General features: G+C 64.7%; 17 protein-coding genes. 9 read left to right on the top strand and 8 right to left on the bottom strand.

Annotated elements, in window-relative coordinates; all coding sequences use genetic code 11:
* Positions 1-21: 21 nt before the first annotated feature.
* Positions 22-393: a cupin domain-containing protein gene (locus tag HUK72_RS20790; protein ID WP_176598499.1), complete on the bottom strand. Its 372-nt coding sequence runs from the start codon at positions 391-393 to the stop codon at positions 22-24.
* 1 nt (position 394) lies between these two features.
* Positions 395-1,399, bottom strand: a complete 1,005-nt coding sequence (locus HUK72_RS20785) for a zinc-binding alcohol dehydrogenase family protein (RefSeq protein ID WP_176598498.1) — start codon at positions 1,397-1,399, stop codon at positions 395-397.
* 185 nt (positions 1,400-1,584) lie between these two features.
* Between HUK72_RS20785 and HUK72_RS20780 the strand changes: the two genes are divergently transcribed.
* Positions 1,585-2,439, top strand: a complete 855-nt coding sequence (locus HUK72_RS20780; RefSeq protein ID WP_176598497.1) for a dioxygenase — start codon at positions 1,585-1,587, stop codon at positions 2,437-2,439.
* A 44-nt stretch (positions 2,440-2,483) separates the two neighbouring features.
* Here the strand turns inward: HUK72_RS20780 and HUK72_RS20775 are convergent, their stop codons facing one another.
* Positions 2,484-3,953: an amidase gene (locus tag HUK72_RS20775; RefSeq protein ID WP_176598496.1), complete on the bottom strand. Its 1,470-nt coding sequence runs from the start codon at positions 3,951-3,953 to the stop codon at positions 2,484-2,486.
* Between the two features lie 88 nt (positions 3,954-4,041).
* On the opposite strand from HUK72_RS20775, the gene HUK72_RS20770 reads away from it, so the two are divergent.
* Positions 4,042-4,800: an SDR family NAD(P)-dependent oxidoreductase gene (locus HUK72_RS20770; RefSeq protein WP_176598495.1), complete on the top strand. Its 759-nt coding sequence runs from the start codon at positions 4,042-4,044 to the stop codon at positions 4,798-4,800.
* A complete protein-coding gene (locus tag HUK72_RS20765) occupies positions 4,797-5,690 on the top strand; it encodes a 3-keto-5-aminohexanoate cleavage protein (RefSeq protein ID WP_369806024.1) in 894 nt (297 codons plus the stop codon). Before HUK72_RS20770 ends, HUK72_RS20765 begins: the two co-directional genes overlap by 4 nt.
* Before the next feature lie 64 nt (positions 5,691-5,754).
* Here the strand turns inward: HUK72_RS20765 and HUK72_RS20760 are convergent, their stop codons facing one another.
* Together HUK72_RS20760 and HUK72_RS20755 are read right to left on the bottom strand one after the other, a co-directional pair.
* Positions 5,755-6,171, bottom strand: coding sequence for a DoxX family protein (locus tag HUK72_RS20760; RefSeq protein ID WP_176598494.1), 417 nt, complete (start codon positions 6,169-6,171; stop codon positions 5,755-5,757).
* Between the two features lie 37 nt (positions 6,172-6,208).
* Positions 6,209-7,567, bottom strand: coding sequence for an amidohydrolase family protein (locus tag HUK72_RS20755; protein ID WP_176598493.1), 1,359 nt, complete (start codon positions 7,565-7,567; stop codon positions 6,209-6,211).
* Positions 7,568-7,963: 396 nt separating this feature from the next.
* Between HUK72_RS20755 and HUK72_RS20750 the strand changes: the two genes are divergently transcribed.
* The 6 genes from HUK72_RS20750 (at position 7,964) to HUK72_RS20725 (ending at position 16,858) form a co-directional block, all read left to right on the top strand.
* The gene (locus HUK72_RS20750) at positions 7,964-10,393 is read left to right on the top strand and encodes a TonB-dependent receptor (protein ID WP_176598492.1); all 2,430 of its coding nucleotides are present in this window, start codon (positions 7,964-7,966) and stop codon (positions 10,391-10,393) included.
* 188 nt (positions 10,394-10,581) lie between these two features.
* Positions 10,582-11,229: a TetR/AcrR family transcriptional regulator gene (locus HUK72_RS20745; protein WP_176598491.1), complete on the top strand. Its 648-nt coding sequence runs from the start codon at positions 10,582-10,584 to the stop codon at positions 11,227-11,229.
* Between the two features lie 81 nt (positions 11,230-11,310).
* Complete coding sequence (adh, locus tag HUK72_RS20740; RefSeq protein ID WP_176598490.1) at positions 11,311-12,831, top strand: aldehyde dehydrogenase; 1,521 nt, start codon at positions 11,311-11,313, stop codon at positions 12,829-12,831.
* Positions 12,832-13,072: 241 nt separating this feature from the next.
* Positions 13,073-13,465 carry a DUF779 domain-containing protein gene (locus tag HUK72_RS20735; RefSeq protein WP_369806042.1) on the top strand — a complete coding sequence of 131 codons (393 nt, stop codon included), beginning with the start codon at positions 13,073-13,075 and terminating at the stop codon, positions 13,463-13,465.
* A 46-nt stretch (positions 13,466-13,511) separates the two neighbouring features.
* Complete coding sequence (locus tag HUK72_RS20730; protein WP_176598489.1) at positions 13,512-14,654, top strand: FIST N-terminal domain-containing protein; 1,143 nt, start codon at positions 13,512-13,514, stop codon at positions 14,652-14,654.
* Positions 14,651-16,858, top strand: coding sequence for a NahK/ErcS family hybrid sensor histidine kinase/response regulator (locus HUK72_RS20725; protein WP_176598488.1), 2,208 nt, complete (start codon positions 14,651-14,653; stop codon positions 16,856-16,858). The genes HUK72_RS20730 and HUK72_RS20725 overlap by 4 nt, the downstream gene beginning before the upstream one ends.
* A gap of 61 nt (positions 16,859-16,919) precedes the next feature.
* Here the strand turns inward: HUK72_RS20725 and HUK72_RS20720 are convergent, their stop codons facing one another.
* The 3 genes from HUK72_RS20720 to HUK72_RS20710 all read right to left on the bottom strand — a co-directional run bounded on the left by HUK72_RS20720 (position 16,920) and on the right by HUK72_RS20710 (position 20,286).
* Entirely contained in the window at positions 16,920-17,075 is a 156-nt protein-coding gene (locus HUK72_RS20720) for a hypothetical protein (protein WP_176597897.1), read from the bottom strand.
* 257 nt (positions 17,076-17,332) lie between these two features.
* Positions 17,333-19,555 carry a catalase/peroxidase HPI gene (gene katG, locus HUK72_RS20715; protein WP_176598487.1) on the bottom strand — a complete coding sequence of 741 codons (2,223 nt, stop codon included), beginning with the start codon at positions 19,553-19,555 and terminating at the stop codon, positions 17,333-17,335.
* A gap of 266 nt (positions 19,556-19,821) precedes the next feature.
* Positions 19,822-20,286: an aminoacyl-tRNA deacylase gene (locus tag HUK72_RS20710; protein WP_176598486.1), complete on the bottom strand. Its 465-nt coding sequence runs from the start codon at positions 20,284-20,286 to the stop codon at positions 19,822-19,824.
* Positions 20,287-20,307 lie beyond the last annotated feature (21 nt).

Genomic DNA, 20,307 nt, shown 5'->3' with positions numbered 1-20,307 from the left:
TCTCCATCAGCGGATGATTGGTTACGCGCTTCTTGCGGCGCCCGTGTCGGAATCCAGGATCATGTTGGCCATGGCGAGCACGACCGTGGCCTGCCGGCCGGACCTGTTGGCGATCATTCGCTCTTCGCCCGGCGCGAACCGGCATGCGTCCCACCGGCCCAGCGTCGTCGGAGCGCCGCCGCCGGAAAATTCCAGCTCGCCCTCGACGACAAGATACAGCTTCTCATAGGGCGAGGCCGACGGCTGGATGCAGCCGCCCGGTTCGATGATCGACAGGCCCATCCAGGCGAATCCGGACGGGCAGGCTTCCTTCCCCAACATGCGCAGGCAGCGCATGCCGTCATGGCCGGGCGCGCTATATTCGGGCGCTTCCGCGAAACGGGTGACGTGCATGTCAGCGCGGGACCAGGACGATGCGGTCGCGATCCGACTGCATCACCTTCGCATAGGCGGATGCGGCGTCCTCCAGCGCATGGATGGAGGCTTCACCGACCGCAAAGGGGCGCAGCGCACCGCTTTCGAAATGCGGCGTCATCGCCGTCAGCATGGCCACGGTGTCGCGGGTGCTGAGCGACAGCGTGTCGATGCCGATATATTCATGCTGGCCGCGATAGAATTTCAATATGTCGAAGGGGATGACGCGGTCGATCGTCCCGATCAGGATTTGCTTGCCGCGTTTCGCCAGCGCGTCCGACGCCGCCTCGAAATAGGGGCTGCCGACGGTGTTGTAGATAAGGCTCGCGCCCTCGCCTTGTGTCAGGTCGCGGACGGCTTCGGCCAGGTTGACGGCGCTGGCGTCGATCATCTCCACCGGCGCGTTGGCATGGCCGATATAGGGTTCGTCCCGGCGGGTGACGCCGATCGCGCGGGCGCCGAGCAGCGTCACGATCTGCATTGTGGCCTGGCCCACCTTGCCATTGGCGCCGAAAACCAGGACCGTCTCGCCTTCCTTGGGAAAGCCGGCGCGGCGCAGACCTTCCCACGCGGTCACGAACGGGACGCCCGCCGCGCCCGCCTCCAGCAGCGAGATGTTGGACGGCTTTTGCGAGACGCAATCGAGATCGAGCACGAGATGCGAGGCATGGGTGCCGTCGCACCGGATGCCGAAATCGCCGCTCGATCCCCAAACCTCGCGGCCGATCAGCGGGCCTGGACCTTCGACGATGCGGCCGGAAAAATCGCGCCCCGGCGTGCGGGGCCAGACGGCATAGGGCATCATGCCGATCGCCGCCTTCACGTCGCTGGGGTTCACGGCCGCGCAGGCGATCTCGACAAGCACCTGATCCGGCTTGACCTCAAAACGCACGTTCGACTCGACGGGAAGGCGAATGCTGGCGGCGTCATTCGCCTTTTCCATCAGGCGAAGCCGCCGGGTAACGCCGTTCTGGGAATCCTTCATTCCTGTTATCCTGTTGGTTCAAGGGAGAAAATAGTGGCTGGACCATGCCGGCTCTTGGGGAATGCGTGAGAATGGGGTTGAACTTTGCAATCGATTGTAGTTGGTGTGAGCGGAGGATGTCAAATGCCATCTTCCGCGACGGACCAGCCCCTGGCGTCGCGGCATTCCGCGTAGGAGAGCAAAACATGCAAGCAAAAGCCGATACAGCGATCACGCAGGAGGTGATTCGCGCCATGTCCGGGACGCCCGATCCGCGCCTCCGGCAGATCATGGAGGCGCTGGTCGAGAATCTCCACGACTTTGCGCGTCGGACCCGTCTCACCCGGCCCGAACTCGATATTGCCCTGGATTTCCTGAACGCCGTGGGCAAGGCGACCAACGACCGGCACAATGAAGCGGTGCTGCTGTCCGACGTGCTGGGTTTTTCGACATTGCTGTGCGACGGCGATCCCGACCATTTGGAAGAGGCCGAGGCGTTGCTGGGGCCGTTCTGGCGCATGCACTCGCCCCGGACGGAAAATGGCGCCACCATCTGCCGGTCGGCCACGCCCGGTCCGAAGCTGGAAGTGCAGGGGGTGGTGATCGACGCGCAACGGCAACCGATTGCAGGGGTGGAGGTCGACGTATGGCATGCTTCCCCCGTCGGTCTGTACGAAAATCAGGACGAAGATCAGGTCGACATGAACCTGCGCGGCAAGTTCACCACCGACGCCGAAGGCCGTTTCTGGTTCACCACCGTCCTGCCGGCGGGCTATCCGGTGCCGACCCATGGTCCGGTTGGCGGTCTGCTCCGGGCGCAGGGGCGGCACCCCTTCCGGCCCGCCCATCTCCATTTCCTGCTGTGGAAGCCGGGTTACGAAACCCGCATTTCGCAGGTGTTCGTGAATGGCGATCAATATATCGACACCGACGTCGTCTTCGGGGTCACGCCTGGCCTGATCGGCCAATATGAGAAGCAGGCCGACGGCAGTTATCGCATGGAGCGCACCTTCGCGATGCATGCGGGCGAGGCCTATATTCCCAAGCCGCCGATCGACTGAGCGGAGCCAAGGCCCCGGCCGTCACAGGCCGGGGCCTTTCCGTTTCACGCCAGCGGACGGGCGGCGCAGATGGCGTAGCTATCCTGCCAGGGCCGGGCCGCCTCGAAGGCGGCGCAGGCCGCCAGCAGATCGGCATCGGCCCAGCGCCGGCCGATCAGTTGCAGGCCGACAGGCAGCCCGTCGACCAGCCCGGCGGGCAAGGAAGCCGCCGGATTGCCGCAGAAATTGGTGAGATAGGTCAGGCAGAAGCCGATCAGCGGATTGACTGGTTCCCCCGCAATCTCGGACGGGCCCTTGGTGTTGCCGTCGAGCGCGTTCTTCACCGGCAGGCAGGCCGTCGTCGGGCAAGCGATCATGTCGACGCCGTATAGCGCGCCCTGCAGCATGTCGAAGGCGCGGGACCGGAGTTCCTGGTCCGCCTCGACCTCCCGGCGGCTGAGGCCGCGCGCGATGTCGATCCATTGCGCCAGCTCAGTGGGGATCGAATCCGGGAAGTCGCCCAATATGTCGAGGCCCTGCGCCTTGAAGCCGTCGAACACCGAAATCATCATCCCGGCCATCATGCGGCACCAGAGATTGGTGAGTTCCGCATGCGAGCAGGGTAGCGCGAAATCCAGCGGGACCACGGTCATGCCCGCTTCCTCCAGCCCCCGCGCCGCCGCACCGATCGCCCCCGCCACCCGGGGGTCGACCGGATAGCCGCCCAGGCTGGTCGCAAGGCCGATCTTCAGAGTCTTGACCGGCCGGTCGAGCGCGCCCAGCCAGTCGACGTCGTTCGCGACGCTGAAGGGGTCGGCGGGATTGTGCCCGGCCAGCGCCAGCATGGCGAGCGCGCCGTCCCGCACGGTCCGGGATATGGGGCCTTCATAGACGAAAGGCAGCACGCCAGCGAAGGCGTTCGGCCGCATCACCATCGGCACCCGCCCATAAGAGGGCTGGAAGCCGAACGTCCCGCACCAGGAGGAGGGTATCCGGATCGATCCGCCGCCGTCGCTGGCCCCCGCGATTGGCAACATGCCGTCCGCGACCGCCGCCGCCGCGCCGCCGGACGATCCGCCGCTATTATGGTCCGGGTTGAAGGGGTTGCGGCTGGGGCCGAACAGGGGATTGTCGCATGTCCCGCGAAATCCCATCACTGGCGAGTTGGTGATGCCCAGCACGACGGCGCCGGCATCCTCCATGCGTTGGGGGTAGGTGGTCTTGAGGTCCAGCGAGAAATGCCGGAGCGGGCGGATGCCGCCGAACGTGCTGGGCCAGCCGGGATAGAAATTGAACAAATCCTTTTGCGCGGTGGGCACTCCTGCCAACGGGCCGACATCCTGCCCGTCGCCTATCCTCGAATCGATGGCGGCAGCGCGTTGGCGCGCTTGTTCGAACCCGCGATGCACGAAGGCGTTGAGCGTCGGGTCGCGCGCCTCGATCCTGGCGATCGCCGCGTCCACCACTTCCAATGCGCTGACGCGCCGCGCCCTGACCGCTTCCGCGATGGCGCTGGCCGTTCCGAATTCCTCCATCCTGGTCTCCGTGCTTGCAAATTCATTGCAATCGATTGTAATGCTATTCGCGAAATTCGCAATCACTCATCCGCGGAGGAACGCCAGCATGCGCATCAACAGCCCGTTGACGGGAAAAAGCTTCTTAGTCGTCGGCGGAACGGGGGCCATTGGCTCGGCCGCCGCGCGCGCCCTGTCGGCCGAAGGCGCTGTCGTGCATATTGCCGACCGGGCGGCGACGATCGCGGAGCGCGGCGCGGCGGTGCTCGACTCGCTTGCGCATGGCGGCGGCCTGCACCCCGTCGACATCACCAGCACCGCATCGTTGCAGCAATTGCGGGATTCGCTTTCCGCGCAATGCGGAGGGGCGCTGAACGGGCTGATCAACGCCAGCGGCTTCACCAAGGCGATTCCCCATGGCGATCTGGACGCGCTGACGGACGAGTTCATCGACGAGATGTTCCAGGTGAATTGGCGCGCTCAGTTCGCCACGATCCGCGAGCTTGCCCCGCTGCTCAAGGCATCGGGCGATGGGCTGGTCGTATCGCTGTCCTCCATCGCCAGCTTCACTGCCGTCGGTTCGAACATCGCCTATTGCGCGGCGAAGGCCGGGATCGACGTGATGACCAAGGCGCTTGCCCGCGTGCTCGCGCCGGAAGTCCGCATCCTGGCCGTCTCGCCGGGCGTCGTGGATACCAGCTTCGTTCCGGGCCGAGGCGCGGATTTTTCGGAGAAAGTGGCCGACGCGACGCCGCTCAAGCGGATCGCGAGCGCCGACGACATCGCCCGCGCCATCGCCGCCTGCGCGACCCACCTGACTTACTCCACGGGACACATCATCCAGGTCGACGGAGGGCGCGCGCTGTGAGCTCGACCTATCCGATCCAGGCCCCCTTCGTGCTGACCTGCGCGGTGACGGGCAATCTCACGACCCGCGAGCAGACGCCTTTCCTGCCGGTGACGCCGGCGGAGATCGCTGCCTCCGCGCTGGAGGCAGCGAAGGCGGGCGCGGCCGTCGTCCACCTCCATGTCCGCGATCCGGAAAGCGGCAAGCCGTCGATGGCGATCGCCCATTATAAGGAGACGGTAGACCGCATCCGCGACGCCAATCCCGACCTTATCCTGAATATCACGACCGGGCCGGGCGGCCGCTTCGTTCCCTCGCAGGATGACCCCAGCGTGGCGGGCCCCGGCACGACGCTGCTGCCGCCGGAACAGCGGGTCGAGCATATCGGCATATTGCGGCCGGAAATCTGCACGCTCGACCTGAACACGATGAATTCCGGATCGGCGGTCGTCATCAACACGCCGGTCAATGTGCGGAAGATGGCGGCGATCATCCGGGAATCCGGAGCGCGTCCGGAGATCGAGCTGTTCGATTCCGGCGACATCGCGATGCTGGCGGATCTGGTGAAGGACGGCACGATCGATCCCGCTCCGCTCTGCTCGCTGGTGACGGGCGTGCGATATGGCTTCCAGCCCAGTCCGGAAACCATCCTTTATGCGCGCGGCGAGCTTCCTGCTGGCAGCATATGGGGGGCGTTCGGCATCGGGCGCTTCGCCTTCACCACGGTCGCGCAATCGCTGCTGGCGGGCGGCCATGTCAGGATCGGGCTGGAGGATACGATCCATCTCGACAAGGGCGTGCTGGCGAAAAGCAATGCGGAACTGGTGACGAAGGCGCGCCGCATCGTCGAGGATCTGGGCGGGCAGCTCGCAAGCCCCGCCGAAGCGCGCAAGGCATTGCGGCTGGCGTGAGGAACCGAAAAGGGGGACGCCGGACCTGATCCGGCGTCCCCCTTTTTGCGTCGGGGCGCGTATTTTACCGCGCTTTCCCGCCTGTGGTCAGATGTCCCAGCGAGGCGGCGAGCATCAGCCCGCCAATGACCGAGACATGTTCGAGGACAATGAAGAAGGACATCGTGCGCTGCGGTTCCGCCATCGTCCAGAAGGGATGACCGACCGGAACCGTCAGGGCAAGGAACACGCCCAGCGCGCCGGCCCCGAGCCAGGACCAGCGGTTGGCGACGATCAGGGCCGTCCCGCCCAGTTCGACGAGGGTGACGGCAACGACATAAAGTTCCGCCGGAGCCAGGCCTGCGTGGCGCATCTCGGCCACCCGGCCGGGGAAATCGAATATCCCCGCGAGCCCGCCGGTCCAGAAGACGAACGTCAGCAGCAACCTTGCGGCCAACAGGAACCAGCGGGATTCAAGAAGCTGTGCGATAAAGCCTGGCATGGGACCTGCCTATGAAGAAAATGTCGGGAAAAGGGCGTCAGGCGCTGGCCAGCAGGCCGCCGCGCTGCATGAGGCCGGTGATCGCCTGTTCCGAATGGGCGATGATGCGTTCCTCGTCGAGCGTGGTCAGCTTGCCGTCCTTCTTCAATATCCGCCCGTCGACCATGACGAGATCGACATTGGACGGTTGCGCGTGATGGATCAGCAGGCTGACCCAGTCCGCCGCCGGCAGGGTGGAGACGTTGATCCGGTCGAGACGGACCATGATCAGGTCGGCGCGCTTGCCGGGAACGAGCGATCCGACCCTGTCGGCAATGCCCACGTCGCGCGCGCCGTCGATCGTCGCCATTTCCAGCACGCGCCGGGGCGACAGCGCCATATTCTCGGCGCGTCCTCTTTCGATGTCGAGCGTGGCCTTCATGATCGCGAACATGTTCGCGCCGGTCACGGCGACGGTATCGGTGGAAAGCGACACCAGCACCCCCGCCTCCAGCATTTCGCCGGTCTGGGGAAAGCCCATGCCGACCTGAAGCTCTATCAGGGGGCTGATGCTGAGGCTGGTGCCCGAATCGGCCATGCGCTTGCGGTCGTCGGCGGAGGCATGGATGCAGTGGACGAGCTGGACGTCGGTGCCCAGAAGGCCGTCCGCCTCCAGCAGCTCGATCGCCCTTGACCTGGCGGCGCGCATCTGCGCCGCGTGCATGGTGATGGGCAGTCCCAGGGCGCGGGCCGTTTCCCATTCCTTCAGATAGGCGTCGCGCCGGATTTCCGGCTGCGGCGTTTCCGGCCCGCGCACGCAAATGCCCAGGTGCAGCAGATGGTCATGGCCGTCCGCGAACCATTCCTCCTTCACGCGAGGCAGGTCAGCAAGGTCCATCGGCTGGTCATCGGCCTGACCCTCGGCCCAGCCATAGCTGAAGCGGCCGCGCACGCCCGTCGCGATATGGCTTTTGATATTGGCGTCGGCATGGGCGGGGCTCTGGATATTGTGCGCCCAGTTGTGGACGGTCGTCATGCCCGCATGCACGGCTTCGGCAAGACCGCGTTGCACGGCCCAATGGATGTCATCGGGGGTGAAGAGCTTGCCCAGCAGCTTCTTCATCGGGAAATAGCCCAGATCGGGCCGGTAATAGCTGACCAGGCCGCGGAAGAGGCCGTTCCAGAGGTGCCAATGCGTGTCGATGAAGCCCGGCAGGACGATATTGCGCGATCCGTCGATCACCTCCGCGCCGGGGGCGTCGAGCGCCTGGCCGATCGCCACGATCTCGCCATGGCGGATATGGATGTCTGCGCCCGCCAGATCGCCCAGCTTCGGGTCCATGGTCAGGATCGTGGCGTTCCGAATCACTATGTCGCCGCGCCCCGCATTTCCCTTAGCTGATGTTGCGTCGACCATGAGCACTCTCCTGACTGAATATGAGCGGAGGCCTTGTTACAATCGTTTGCATAAGCCGTAAAGCCTGAACTGATTTCTGAACCTCGATCCCGGAAAAGCAACAGGATTCTCTCATCCTTCTCCGGACTGGACGGGCCGAAGAGCGGACCAGCCCTGTCCGTCGCGCGCCGCCGGATTTGCCGGTCCGCGCTATTTGGGCCGGACAGGCATGTCGCCTCTTGACCTGAGCCTGGTCCTGCGGCATCTACAAACGATTGCAGAAGCCGGCCAGAGTCGCTTTCCAAGCCTCTGGCGGCCAGTGAAACGGCTTCGCGGGATTTTCTTGGCGGAAGAGGATCGGAAAGTCCCTTCGGCCAAGCCGGACTATCATATTGCTTGCTTGAGGAGGGGAGACGAATGCAATCGTTTGTAAATATCTATAGGCCCATATTATTGGGAACCGCCGCGATCGTCGGGCTGGCCGCGTCGGCCGCCGCCGCGCAGACGGGCGCCGCGTCGCAAGAGCAGGAGCCGTCGCTGGACAGCGCCGACATCGTCGTCACCGCCAACAAGCGCGAACAGTCGCTGAACGATGTCGGCCTGGCCGTCACCGCCCTGTCCGGCGAAGCGCTCAAGAACCAGCAGGTCACGTCCCTGTCGGATCTGTCGCGCGCCGTGCCGTCGCTGACGTTCCAGCCCACCCAATATTCGACGCCGGTCTACACGCTGCGCGGCGTGGGTTTCTACGACAGCACGCTGGCGAGCTATCCCACCGTCTCGGTCTATCTGGACGAAGCGCCGCAGCCGCTGCCGGTCATGACATCCCACACTGCCTTCGACCTGGAGCGCATCGAAGTGCTCAAGGGGCCGCAGGGCACGCTGTTCGGCAACAATTCGACCGGCGGCGCAATCAACTTCATCGCTGCCAAGCCGACCGACAGTTTCGAGGCTGGGGGCGATCTCAGCTACAGCCGCTTCTCCCGCGTCGACGGCAATGCCTATATCAGCGGCCCGCTGGCCGAAAACCTGACGGGGCGCATCGCCATCAACGGCGCCATGGGCGACGACTGGCAATATAGCTATACCCGCCCCCATGAGCGCAACGGCCAGGTCGGCTATATTGCGGGGCGTATCCTGCTGGACTGGGATGCGACCTCCAGCCTGCGCTTCCGCCTGAACCTCAATGGCTGGCGCGATTCCAGCGATCCTGCGGCGCCCCAATTTGTCGGCCTGATCCCGCAGTTTCCGGCCACCGTTCCGGGCGAATTGCTGACGCTGCCGTTCGCGCCGCACAATGCCCGCGCCGCCGATTGGGAACCCTATTCCAAGCCGAACATCCTGGAGAAGATGGGCCAGGCCGTCCTGCGCGGCGATCTGGACCTGACGGACAGCATCACGCTGACGTCGATCACCTCCTATTCCGCCTATTCGCGCGACAATGGCCGGTTCGAATTTGACGGCACTGCGCTCGCCAATGGCGATTATGGGGAGACTTTCGGCCGGGTCGACAGCTTCAGCCAGGAACTGCGCATCGCCAATTCCGGCAATCAGCGCGTGCGCTGGGTTGTCGGCGCGAATTATGAGCGCACCAATACGCGGGAGCGGAGCACGCTCAACTTCAGCGAGATCAGCGCCGCGCCGATCTTCGGCTTCACTGGCGACCGGTTGCGTTCGCAGCAGAATATGCGCAACTATGCGGGCTTCGCGAATGTCGAATTCGACGTCATCGACCAGATCACGCTGAAGGGCGGCATCCGCTATACCCAGGCGGATCGTTCCTTCTCCAACTGCACCTATGATCGCGGCGACGGCACATTCGCCGCCACCTTCACCGGCATCGCCAACGGCATCCAGTTCGGGGCCATTCCGATCCCCGGCTTCACGCCCACTTTCACGCCCGTCGCGCCGCTAGCCAATGATCAATGCGCCGCGCTCGACAATGTGACCTTCGACGGCACGCCTGCGACCTATCTGCCGGGCGAGCTGCGCGCCAAGCTCAATGAGGACAATGTGTCCTGGCGCGTCGGCGTGGATTTCAAGCCGCGCAAGGGACTGCTATTCTACGGCAACGTCGCGCGCGGGTATAAGGCGGGCAGCTTCCCCTTCCTGTCCGGCGCATCGTTCGAGCAGAGCCGGGCGGTCACGCAGGAATCGATCCTGAGCTTCGAAGCGGGCTTCAAGGCGGAGTTGTTCGACCGCCGCATCAACCTGACCGGCGCGGGCTTCTATTACAAGTACAGCGACAAGCAGCTTCGCGGCAAGGTGCCCGACCCGGTCTTCGGCCTGCTCGAAGCGCTGGTGAACGTGCCCCGTTCCGAGCTGAAGGGTGTCGAACTGGAAGTCAGCGGCAATCCGATCCGCGGCCTCAGCATCGGCGTGGCGGGCAGCTATATCGACAGCAAGATCCTGGAGTTCTCCAACTTCAGCCGGACGAACAGCTTCACCGACTTCGCCGGATCGCCCATCCCCTACACGCCGAAATGGCAGCTCAACGCGTCGGCCGATTATAAATGGCAGGTCGGCAACGTTAAGCCCTTCGTCGGCGCAAGCTATAATTGGCGGAGCGATCAGAACGCCAATATCGGCGGATCGCGGGGGATCGTGCTGCCGGCGAACAGCCGGAACGATTACGCGTTCGACGATCTTTTCAAGATCAAGTCCTACGGCGTGCTCGATCTGCGCGCAGGTGTGGAAGCCGCGGACGGCGCCTGGAAGCTGTCCGTCTGGGGCAAGAACGTCACCAACAAATATTATTCGACCAATGTGCAGACCGCTTATGATGCGATCGTGAGGTTCGCCGGCATGCCAGTGACCTATGGCGTCACGCTGGGCGTCAAGTTCAAATGATATGCTGAAAAAAACCGGACGGGGTTCGCCCCGTCCGCTTCCTTGCCTGTTGGTCCTTGTCCAGCGCCGTCGCGAACGGAAATCGCTTGAACTGAACGGTTATAATATTATCTCCGCCGTGGCAGCCATGGCGGACAACCGTCTTTTTCGTCATAAGGGGCTGCGACCGGCCGCTTATGGAATGAGGAATGCGATACCCGAGTGAACATAAGGCCCGCACACGGGAGCGGATCCTGACGGAAGCGTCGCGCGCGATCCGTTGCCAGGGCATCGACAAGGTCGCCGTGGCCAATGTGATGTCCGCCGCGGGGCTGACGGTCGGCGGCTTCTATGCGCATTTCGCGTCCAAGGACGATATGGTGGCGCATGCGATCGAGCATATGTTCCATGAGCGCTATGAGCGGTTCCTGGCCCTGCTCGACATTGGTGATCCGCGCGCGGCGCTCGCGAAATTCTTCGACGGCTATCTGTCGATGGCGCATCGCGGCCATCCGGAGACGGGATGCCCGATCCCCTCGCTCACCAGCGAACTGGGCCATTTGTCCGAAGACAGCCGGGAACGGCTGACCAGGGGCATGGGCGGGCTGATCGACGGCATGACCCGCCTGCTGGAGCGCGCCGGTTGTGACGATCCGGAAGAGGCGGCGAACGCCGCTTTTTCCGAAGCGCTGGGCGCGCTCGTCATGGCGCGGATGACGACTGACCGGAAGGCGGCCGAGAAAATCCTGCAGCGGGCGCGGAAATCCGTGAAGGAACGGCTGGGCGTCGCGGATGTCGATACCCGGATACCCTTGCGCCACCGCGCCGCGAACGGAGGGGCGGAAGCGAGAGCCTGAAGCCGACCCAAGGTCTAATTGTCCATTCCCTCGAAAGGTTCATCCTGTCCCCAACTTTCAGACGAGTCCGGGAGAGGATGGATGTTACAGCAGGCAATGGCGCGGTTCTCAGGGCACACGCTGATCCGCGAGAAATACGACAATTTCATCGGCGGCCAGTGGGTGGCGCCGACGCGGGGCGATTATTTCGACAATATCTCGCCGGTGACGGGGCAGAGCGTGTGCAAGATCGCCCGTTCGACCGCCGAGGATATTGAGCTGGCGCTGGACGCCGCACATCGCGCCAAGGAAGGCTGGGGCCAGCGGTCCGCGACCGAGCGGGCCAATATCCTCAACAAGATCGCGCAGCGGATGGAGGAGAATCTCGACCTGCTCGCCATGGCCGAGACCATCGACAACGGCAAGCCGATCCGCGAGACGACCGCCGCCGACATTCCGCTCGCCATCGATCATTTCCGCTACTTCGCGGCCTGCGTGCGGTCGCAGGAAGGCTCCATTGCGGAGATCGACCATGACACGGTCGCCTATCATTTCCATGAGCCGCTGGGCGTGGTGGGGCAGATCATCCCGTGGAACTTCCCGATCCTGATGGCGGCGTGGAAGCTGGCCCCGGCGCTGGCGGCGGGCAATTGCGTGGTGCTGAAGCCCGCCGAGCAGACGCCGATGTCGATCATGGTGCTGATGGACCTGGTGGGCGACCTGATCCCGGAGGGCGTGCTGAACGTCGTCAACGGCTTCGGCGTGGAAGCGGGCAAGCCGCTCGCCACCAACAAGCGGATTTCGAAGATCGCCTTTACCGGGGAAACCACGACCGGGCGGCTGATCATGCAATATGCGTCGGAGAATCTCATTCCGGTGACGCTGGAGCTGGGCGGCAAGTCGCCCAATATCTTCTTTGCCGATGTGATGGACGCGGACGACGATTATTTCGACAAGTGCCTGGAAGGCTTTGCGATGTTCGCGCTCAACCAGGGCGAGGTCTGCACCTGTCCGAGCCGCGCTCTGGTGCAGGAGAGCATCTACGAGAAGTTCATCGAGCGCGCCGTCGCCCGCGTGCAGAAAATCGTGCAGGGCAGCCCGCTCGATCCCGCAACGATGATCGGCGCGCAGGCGTCGAACGACCAGTTGGAGAAGATACTTTCCTATATCGACATCGGTCGGGATGAGGGCGCGAAGGTGCTGACCGGGGGTACGCGTGCGCATCTGGGCGGCGAGCTGGAGCAGGGCTATTATGTGACGCCGACCGTGCTGGAAGGGCATAACAAGATGCGCATCTTCCAGGAGGAGATTTTCGGACCGGTGCTGTCGGTCACGACCTTCAAGGATGAGGCGGACGCGCTCGCCATCGCCAATGACACGCTTTACGGGCTGGGCGCGGGCGTATGGAGCCGCAACGGCAACACCGCCTATCGCATGGGGCGGAATATCCAGGCCGGGCGGGTGTGGACCAATTGCTACCATGCCTATCCGGCGCATGCGGCCTTTGGCGGATACAAGCAGTCGGGCATCGGGCGCGAGACGCACAAGATGATGCTCGATCATTATCAGCAGACGAAGAACCTGCTGGTGAGCTATTCGACCAAGGCGCTTGGGTTCTTCTGAGGCGAGCGGCGGGTCGCATGCCGAAGGCGGGCCTCTCCTCTTTCACGCCTTCGGTTTCGGCGGGCGCCCGGGGATGGGCGCCCGCCTTTTTCCTTCCCCCCTCCCGCAAGCGGGAGGGGGGCCGGGGGGTGGGCTGGCGCAACCTTAGCGCCATTCTGCAATGGCTAAGCTGGAAGCTCGCTATGCTCGCGCCCACCCCTAACCCCTCCCGTTTACGGGAGGGGAACTGGAGATGATGATGATGATGAACCTTCCGCCCCGCATCCTCGCCACGCCGGAAGCCGAAGCCTTGATCGCCCGGCTGACCGCGCGCCACGGCCCCTTGATGTTCCATCAGTCCGGCGGTTGTTGCGATGGCTCCGCGCCGATGTGCTTCCCCCGCGGCGAGTTCAGGGTCGGGGGGCAGGACGTGCTCCTCGGCCATATCGCGGGCGACGTGCCGGTGTGGATCGGCGCGGCGCAGTTCGAATATTGGCGGCATACCCAGGTCACTGTCGACGTCGTGCCGGGCCGGGGCGCGGGCATGTCGCTGGAAAGCCCGGAGGGGATGCGCTTCATCGTCCGCTCGCGGGTTTTCACCGATGAAGAGGCGGAAGTGCTCGCCGCGGCGGGCGAGCCTTTGCGCGGCGGCTGATTCCCATTAGACAAGCAGAACAGGGAGAAAATGCGGGGAGAGGAACATGACGGTGCTGGCATCGGAAATCGCCTTTGCGTCGAGCCATGCGGGCGATCCGGCCAAGGCCATGGCTGAAGTCGCCCGGCAATTGGGCGAGGAGCCGCTGGCCGGCATGTTGCTGTTCTGCTCGCACCGTTTCGACCGGGACGCGCTGGCCCGGGCGGTCAACCGCAGGACGGAGGGGGTGGTGGCGATCGGCTGCACAAGTTCGGGCGAGCTGACCGAAAATGGCTATGACGAGGACAGCCTGAGCGTCATCGGCTTCCCGGCTTCGGCCTTTCACATGACCTCGCTCTGCTTCGACGACATTGAGAATTTCGATCCCGCCGCCGCCCGCCAAGCCGTGCGCGGCCTTGCCGCCCGCGCCGAGCGGGAGAGCCGCCATCTGGGCGAGAAGGTCAATCATGTCGCGCTGTTCCTGGTCGACGGGCTGTCGCACCGGGAAGAATTGCTGACCATGACGATCCAGGACGGGCTGGGCGACATCGCGCTGATCGGCGGGTCGTCGGGCGACGGCATGGCCTTTCGCGAGACGGCGATCTTCGATGGCGGGCGCTTCCACGCCCATGCGGCGGTGGTGGCGATCCTCTCCACGCCGCGCCCGCTGCATGTGTTCAAGGCGCAGCATTACCGGCCGAGCGAGGCGAAGATGGTCGTCACCGGCGCCATTCCGCAGGACCGGATCGTGACCGAGATCAATGCGGAACCCGCCGCGCAGGAATATCTGCGGCTGGCGGGCCATGCGGGCGAGGCGCTGGGCGTCGCCTTCTATGCCGCGCATCCGCTGATGGTGCGGGCGGGGGGCGATTATCATGTGCGGTCGATCCAGAGTGCGAACCCCGACGGCAGCCTTACCTTCTACTGTGCCATCGATGAGGGGATCGTGATGACCGTGGGCGAGCCGGTGGACCGGATTGCGCGGATGGACGCGCTGTTCGCGGACATCGCGGCGGAGGTGGGGCCGGTCGACCGGATCATCGCCTTCGATTGCGTATTGAACCGCATCGATGCCGAGCAGCGGCAGATCAGCCGCGCCGTGTCGGAGCTGTACGGGCGGCATCGGGTGATCGGCTTCAACACCTATGGCGAGCAATATCATGCGCTGCACGTCAACCAGACCTTCAGCGGGCTGGCTATCGGGCGATGAGCGAGGCGGCGCTTTCTTCCGCCGAACTGGAGGCATTGCGGGACGAGAACCGCAAGTTGCGCAAGATCAATGCGGCGCTGATCGACCGGGTCGAACGGTCGAGCGACATGGCCGGCAACGCCTTTTCGATGTTCGAGACGGCGATCTCGCTGGAAGCCATGGTGCGGGAGCGGACCGTGCAGTTGGAGGACGCGCTGGCGAAGCTGGCGGAGGCCAATGCCGACCTCGCCTCTGCCCATGGCCATGCGGACGCGGCGCGGATGCGGCTGCGCGATGCGATCGCTTCGATCAATGAGGGGTTCGTCCTGTTCGACGCGGAGGACCGGCTGGTCCTTTATAACGAAGCCTATCTGGGTTTCTGGCCGGAACTGGCGGATCATATCCGCGAGGGCATGAATTTCGACGAGATCGCCAAGCTCGCCGCCGCCCATCACCGCCCGGTGGGGCAGGACCGATGGGTGTCGGACCGGCTGGCGCGCCATAGCGTGGCGGAGGGCGGGCATGTGCAGGCGCTGTCCGACGGGCGCTGGGTGCAGATCAACGAGCTGCGCACCAGCGAGGGCGGCATCGTCGGCATCTATACCGACATAACCGAGGTGAAGGCGGAGGATGCCCGTGACCGGGCGCGGGAACTGGCCGAGCGCAACATCGTGTTGCAGGCGACGCTCGACAATCTGTCCGAAGGCGTGTGCCTGTTCGATGCCGAGGGGCGGCTGGCGGCGTGGAACGAGGCGCTGCAACGGCTGCTGGAACTGCCGGAGGACTGGGCGCAGGAGCGGGATAGCCATGCCGCGCTGCTGGACTGGTGCCGGGGCACGCTGGGCATGGACGACAAGGGCTGCCTCGACCGGGGCGGGGCGCGCCATCGCAGCGAACTGGTCCATGCCGGGGGGCGCAGTTTCGAGATTCGCAGCAACGCCATGCAGCGCGGCGGGCAGGTGATCGGTTTCACCGACGTGACCGACATGCTGCGCGCGCAGGCGGCGCTGCGCGAGACCGCGGAGACGCTGGAGCGGCGCGTGGCGGAACGCACCTCCGAACTGGAGGCGGAGGTGGCCGAGCGGCGCCAGATCGAGGCGCAGTTGATGGACGCCAAGACGGCGGCGGAGAAGGCGAACCTGTCCAAGACCAGCTTTCTCGCCGCTGCCAGCCACGATCTGTTGCAGCCATTGAATGCGGCGCGGCTGTTCGTCGCGGCGCTGGGCGACCGGCGGCTGGCGCTGCCGACGCGGGCGCTGGTCAACCAGACTTCCACTGCGCTGGATTCGGTCGAGGATCTGCTGGAGGCGCTGCTGGAGATCAGCCGCCTCGACGCGGGCGCGATCCAGCCGGAGATCAGCGATTTCCGCATCGACCGGCTGCTTGATACGCTGCGGACGGAATTCGCGCCGATGGCGCGCTCGGCGGGGTTGGTGCTGGCGGTGGAGACGGCCCCGGTCTGGGTCCGCTCCGACATCCGGTTGCTGCGGCGGATTCTCCAGAATTTCCTGTCCAACGCCTTGCGCTACACCCAGCGCGGGTCGGTTCGCGTCGCCTGCGTCGCGGAGGCGGACGGGATAAGGCTGAGCGTGGCCGACAGCGGTCCCGGCATTCCCTTCGACAAGCAGCAACTGATCTTCGAGGAGTTTCGCCGTCTCGACACGCCTGGGGGCAGGGGGGCGGGCGGCAAGGGGCTGGGCCTCGCCATCGTCCGCCGGGCGAGCGACATGCTGCGCCATGAGGTGACGCTGGAATCGGTGCCGGGGCAGGGCGCGACCTTCTCCATCCGCGTGCCGCCGGGCGAGGCGGTGGTGGAGGAAGGGGAGGGCGGCAGCGCGCCGCGCAGCGACCGGTCGATGCGCGGGCTGAAGGTGCTGGTCGTCGACAATGAGCGGGCGATCCAGACCGGCATGGCGACGCTGCTCGGCGGATGGGGCTGCGCGGTGACGACGGCGGCGGGTTTCGAGGAGGCGGTGGCGGCCTTCGCCGAGGGCGAAGCGCCCGACGTCATCCTGGTCGATTATCATCTGAACGATGGCGAGACGGGCGATGCCGTGATTGAGCGGCTGCATGACCATTTCGGGCGTCCGGTGCCGTCGGTGATGATCTCCGCCGACCGGGGCGAGGCGTTGAAGGCCCGGATGGATGGCTGGGGCATTCCGCTGCTGGGCAAGCCGGTCAAGCCGGCGCAGTTGCGGGCGCTGTTGCGGACGATGCTGAAATAGGTGGGGTGATCCCGATGAACGCACGAGGCTCTCAATCCTCCCCCATCTCATGATGGGAGGATCAGGAAGGGGTCAGATGCCGTCTTTCCATTTCGTCCAGCACGGCCTGTTCGAAGCCGGTCGGACGTTTGGGATCACCGATCTTGCGGCGGATGGCGACGAGCTGCTCGTCCGTCAGATTGGCCGCGTCGGCAGCGTCTTTCAGATGATCGTGCACGGCGAGTCTCCGCATCCCTGCGAGGGCCAGTGTCGCATGAAAGTTACGCAAGCTCAATTAAGCGAAAAGTTTTAGTCCGACTGGTAGGTCACCCGGTATTTAGGATCACTGCGCTGACCCATCCTTCCTTCGTCATGCTGAAACAAGTTCAGCATGACGGGTGGTTTTGGGGTGGTGTTCACCCGTGGTCGGCGTGAATGGGGATTGGCTCTGGTCCAAACAGGGGAGGGTCGCTCCCGAAGGAGCGACCCCATCCATCAAGCCGCCAGATCGAACCGGTCGGCGTTCATCACCTTGGTCCAGGCCGCGACGAAGTCCTTCACGAACTTGTCGCCCGCATCGGCGGAGGCATAAACCTCTGACAAGGCGCGCAACTGCGAGTTCGATCCGAAGACCAGATCGACCCGCGTGCCGGTCCATTTCTGCTGGTTGGTATCGCGGCAGGTGCCGGTGAACAGATCCTTCTGCCCCTCCACTTCCTTCCACGCCGTGCCCATGTCGAGCAGGTTGACGAAGAAGTCGTTGCTGAGAGTCCCCGGCCTGTCCGTGAACACGCCATGCTGCGACCCGCCATGGTTGGCGCCCAGCACGCGCAGGCCGCCGACCAGCACCGTCATTTCCGGCGCGCTGAGCGTCAGCAATTGGGCGCGGTCGATCAGCAGTTCCTCGACCGGCACGTTGAACGGTACGGGCAGATAGTTGCGGAAGCCGTCGACTTTCGGCTCCAGCGGCTCGAAATTCTGCACGTCGGTCTGTTCCTGCGTCGCGTCGGTGCGGCCCGGAGTGAAGGGCACCTCAATGCTGCGCCCGCCGTCCTTCGCCGCCTTTTCGATCGCCGCCGATCCGGCCAGCACGATGAGGTCGGCCAACGAGATCTTTTTCACGCCCGCGCCGTCGAACTCGGCCTTGATCTTCTCCAGCGCGGTCAGAACGCGGGAGAGCTGTTCGGGCTGGTTCACGTCCCAGTCCTTTTGCGGGGCGAGGCGAATGCGCGCGCCATTGGCGCCGCCGCGATGGTCCGAACCGCGATAGGTCGACGCCGACGCCCAGGCCGTCTGCACCAGTTCCCTGACGCCGAGGCCGGACGCCAATATCTTTTGCTTGAGCGAGGCGATGTCCGCCGCATTGACCAGCACATGGTCGACGGGCGGGATAGGATCCTGCCAGATCAGGTCTTCGGCCGGAACTTCGGGGCCGAGATAGCGCGCCTTCGGCCCCATGTCGCGATGGCACAGCTTGAACCAGGCGCGGGCGAAGGCATCTTCGAACGCCGCCGGATCGTTGCGGAACCGCTCGGAGATTTTCCGATATTCCGGGTCCATCTTGAACGCCATGTCGGCCGTGGTCATCATCGTCGGCACGCGCTTGTCCGGGCTGTGCGCGCCCGGCGCCATGTCCTCCGGCTTCTGGTTCACCGGCTGCCACTGCTGGGCGCCCGCCGGGCTCCTGACGAGTTCATATTCATAGTCGAGCAGCATGTGGAAGAAGCTGTGGTCCCAGGTCCGGGGCGTCGGCGTCCACGCGCCCTCTATGCCGCTGGTGATGGTGTGATCGCCCACGCCGCTTTCATAGCCGCTCTGCCAGCCCAGGCCCTGCTGCGCGATGTCCGCGCCTTCCGGTTCCTTGCCGATCTTGGACGCGTCGCCCGCGCCATGGGCCTTGCCGAAGGTGTGGCCGCCCGCCGTCAGCGCGACGGTTTCCTCATCGTTCATGCCCATGCGCAGGAAGGTTTCGCGAATGTCGCGCGCCGATTGCAGCGGGTCGGGATTGCCGCCCGGCCCCTCCGGATTGACGTAGATGAGGCCCATCTGGATCGCGGCGAGCGGGCTTTCCAGCACCATGTTCTTGTCGGGCTGGATGCGGGTCTGGTTGCCGGGTTGGTTGACCCAAAGCTCCTCCGTGCCCCAGTAAACATCCTTTTCCGGCTCGAACACGTCGGCGCGGCCGCCGCCGAAGCCGAAGACCGGGCCGCCCATCGACTCGATGGCGACATTGCCCGCCAGGATCATCAGGTCGGCCCAGCTCAGCGCCTGCCCATATTTTTGCTTGACCGGCCAGAGCAGACGGCGCGCCTTGTCCAGATTGGCATTGTCCGGCCAGCTATTGAGCGGCGCGAAACGCTGCGAGCCGGAGGAGGCGCCGCCGCGCCCGTCGCCGGTGCGGTAGGTGCCCGCCGAATGCCAGGCCATGCGGATGAAGAAGGGGCCGTAATGGCCGTAATCCGCCGGCCACCAGGGCTGGCTGTCGGTCATGAGCGCGGTCAGATCCTTCTTCAGCGCTTCGTAATCGAGCGACTTGAAGGCTGCCGCATAATCGAAATCGTCGCCCAGCGGATTGCCGGACAGGCCGTTCTGCTGGAGGATGTCGAGCGAAAGCTGGTTCGGCCACCAGTCGCGATTGGTGCGACCCAGCAGGGACCGCAGCGCGGCAGGCTCCTTCACGGGACAGGACAGCGGATCATTGCTCGTCTTTGCGTCCATTGCATGATTCCTTTCAGCTTCTCCGGGACCGTGATTTTAGGCGATGCCCGGCGATGGGGGAACATCGGAAGTGGAGGATTTTTCCGATAACAGTGTGGAATTAATTGCATGAGAGGGGGAACATAACTCCCCTCCCGCAGGCGGGAGGGGTCGGGGGTGGGCGCCGCGCCAGCGGCGTTCTGCCCCAGCCGATAGGGCAGATGCTCGCTTTGCTCGCGCCCACCCCTAACCCCTCCCGCTTGCGGGAGGGGGACATCTTTTCATCTCTAGATGCTGAACGCGAAATGCCCGGCGCCCTTTTGCAGCCGCCGCCAATTCTCCGCATTCATATGGACGAGCGTGCTGTGGTCGCCGCCTTCGAACCAGACGTCCTGATCCATCAGCATGTCGTCGTCGATGATCGTCTTCAGCCCATAGGCCGCGCCCACCGGCGGGATCGCGCCCAATTCGCAATCGGGGAAGAGCGCCGCCGTCGTATGCTCTTCCGCCAGCGTGACGTCGCGCGCCAGCCATTGCTGCAGGAAATTGAAGCTCACATGCTTGGAGGAGGGCAGCACCGCCAGCATATATTCGTCGCCCGCTTGCACCAGCACCGCCTTCGCCACCTGCCGGCCGGGAACATGGGCCGCCTGCGCCGCCCGCGCCATCTCGCTGGAATGGTCGTGCGGCCATTCATCGAATCGCGTGCCGCAACGGTCCAGATAGCCGCGCAATCTTTGGGAAATCGCCATGACATCCTCCATCGGCCCAAA

It is taken from the genome of Sphingobium sp. 15-1, assembly GCF_013375535.1.
Lineage (GTDB): Bacteria > Pseudomonadota > Alphaproteobacteria > Sphingomonadales > Sphingomonadaceae > Sphingobium > Sphingobium aromaticivastans.
This window is presented reverse-complemented; position numbering and strand designations above follow the sequence as displayed.

Bases quoted from the DNA above. Each gene is read 5' to 3' on its own strand.
- HUK72_RS20790 (WP_176598499.1), bottom strand. From the start codon at position 393: ATGCACGTCACCCGTTTCGCGGAAGCGCCCGAATATAGCGCGCCCGGC.
- HUK72_RS20785 (WP_176598498.1), bottom strand. From the start codon at position 1,399: ATGAAGGATTCCCAGAACGGCGTTACCCGGCGGCTTCGCCTGATGGAA.
- HUK72_RS20780 (WP_176598497.1), top strand. From the start codon at position 1,585: ATGCAAGCAAAAGCCGATACAGCGATCACGCAGGAGGTGATTCGCGCC.
- HUK72_RS20775 (WP_176598496.1), bottom strand. From the start codon at position 3,953: ATGGAGGAATTCGGAACGGCCAGCGCCATCGCGGAAGCGGTCAGGGCG.
- HUK72_RS20770 (WP_176598495.1), top strand. From the start codon at position 4,042: ATGCGCATCAACAGCCCGTTGACGGGAAAAAGCTTCTTAGTCGTCGGC.
- HUK72_RS20760 (WP_176598494.1), bottom strand. From the start codon at position 6,171: ATGCCAGGCTTTATCGCACAGCTTCTTGAATCCCGCTGGTTCCTGTTG.
- HUK72_RS20755 (WP_176598493.1), bottom strand. From the start codon at position 7,567: ATGGTCGACGCAACATCAGCTAAGGGAAATGCGGGGCGCGGCGACATA.
- HUK72_RS20750 (WP_176598492.1), top strand. From the start codon at position 7,964: ATGCAATCGTTTGTAAATATCTATAGGCCCATATTATTGGGAACCGCC.
- HUK72_RS20745 (WP_176598491.1), top strand. From the start codon at position 10,582: ATGCGATACCCGAGTGAACATAAGGCCCGCACACGGGAGCGGATCCTG.
- adh (WP_176598490.1), top strand. From the start codon at position 11,311: ATGTTACAGCAGGCAATGGCGCGGTTCTCAGGGCACACGCTGATCCGC.
- HUK72_RS20735 (WP_369806042.1), top strand. From the start codon at position 13,073: ATGATGAACCTTCCGCCCCGCATCCTCGCCACGCCGGAAGCCGAAGCC.
- HUK72_RS20730 (WP_176598489.1), top strand. From the start codon at position 13,512: ATGACGGTGCTGGCATCGGAAATCGCCTTTGCGTCGAGCCATGCGGGC.
- HUK72_RS20725 (WP_176598488.1), top strand. From the start codon at position 14,651: ATGAGCGAGGCGGCGCTTTCTTCCGCCGAACTGGAGGCATTGCGGGAC.
- katG (WP_176598487.1), bottom strand. From the start codon at position 19,555: ATGGACGCAAAGACGAGCAATGATCCGCTGTCCTGTCCCGTGAAGGAG.
- HUK72_RS20710 (WP_176598486.1), bottom strand. From the start codon at position 20,286: ATGGCGATTTCCCAAAGATTGCGCGGCTATCTGGACCGTTGCGGCACG.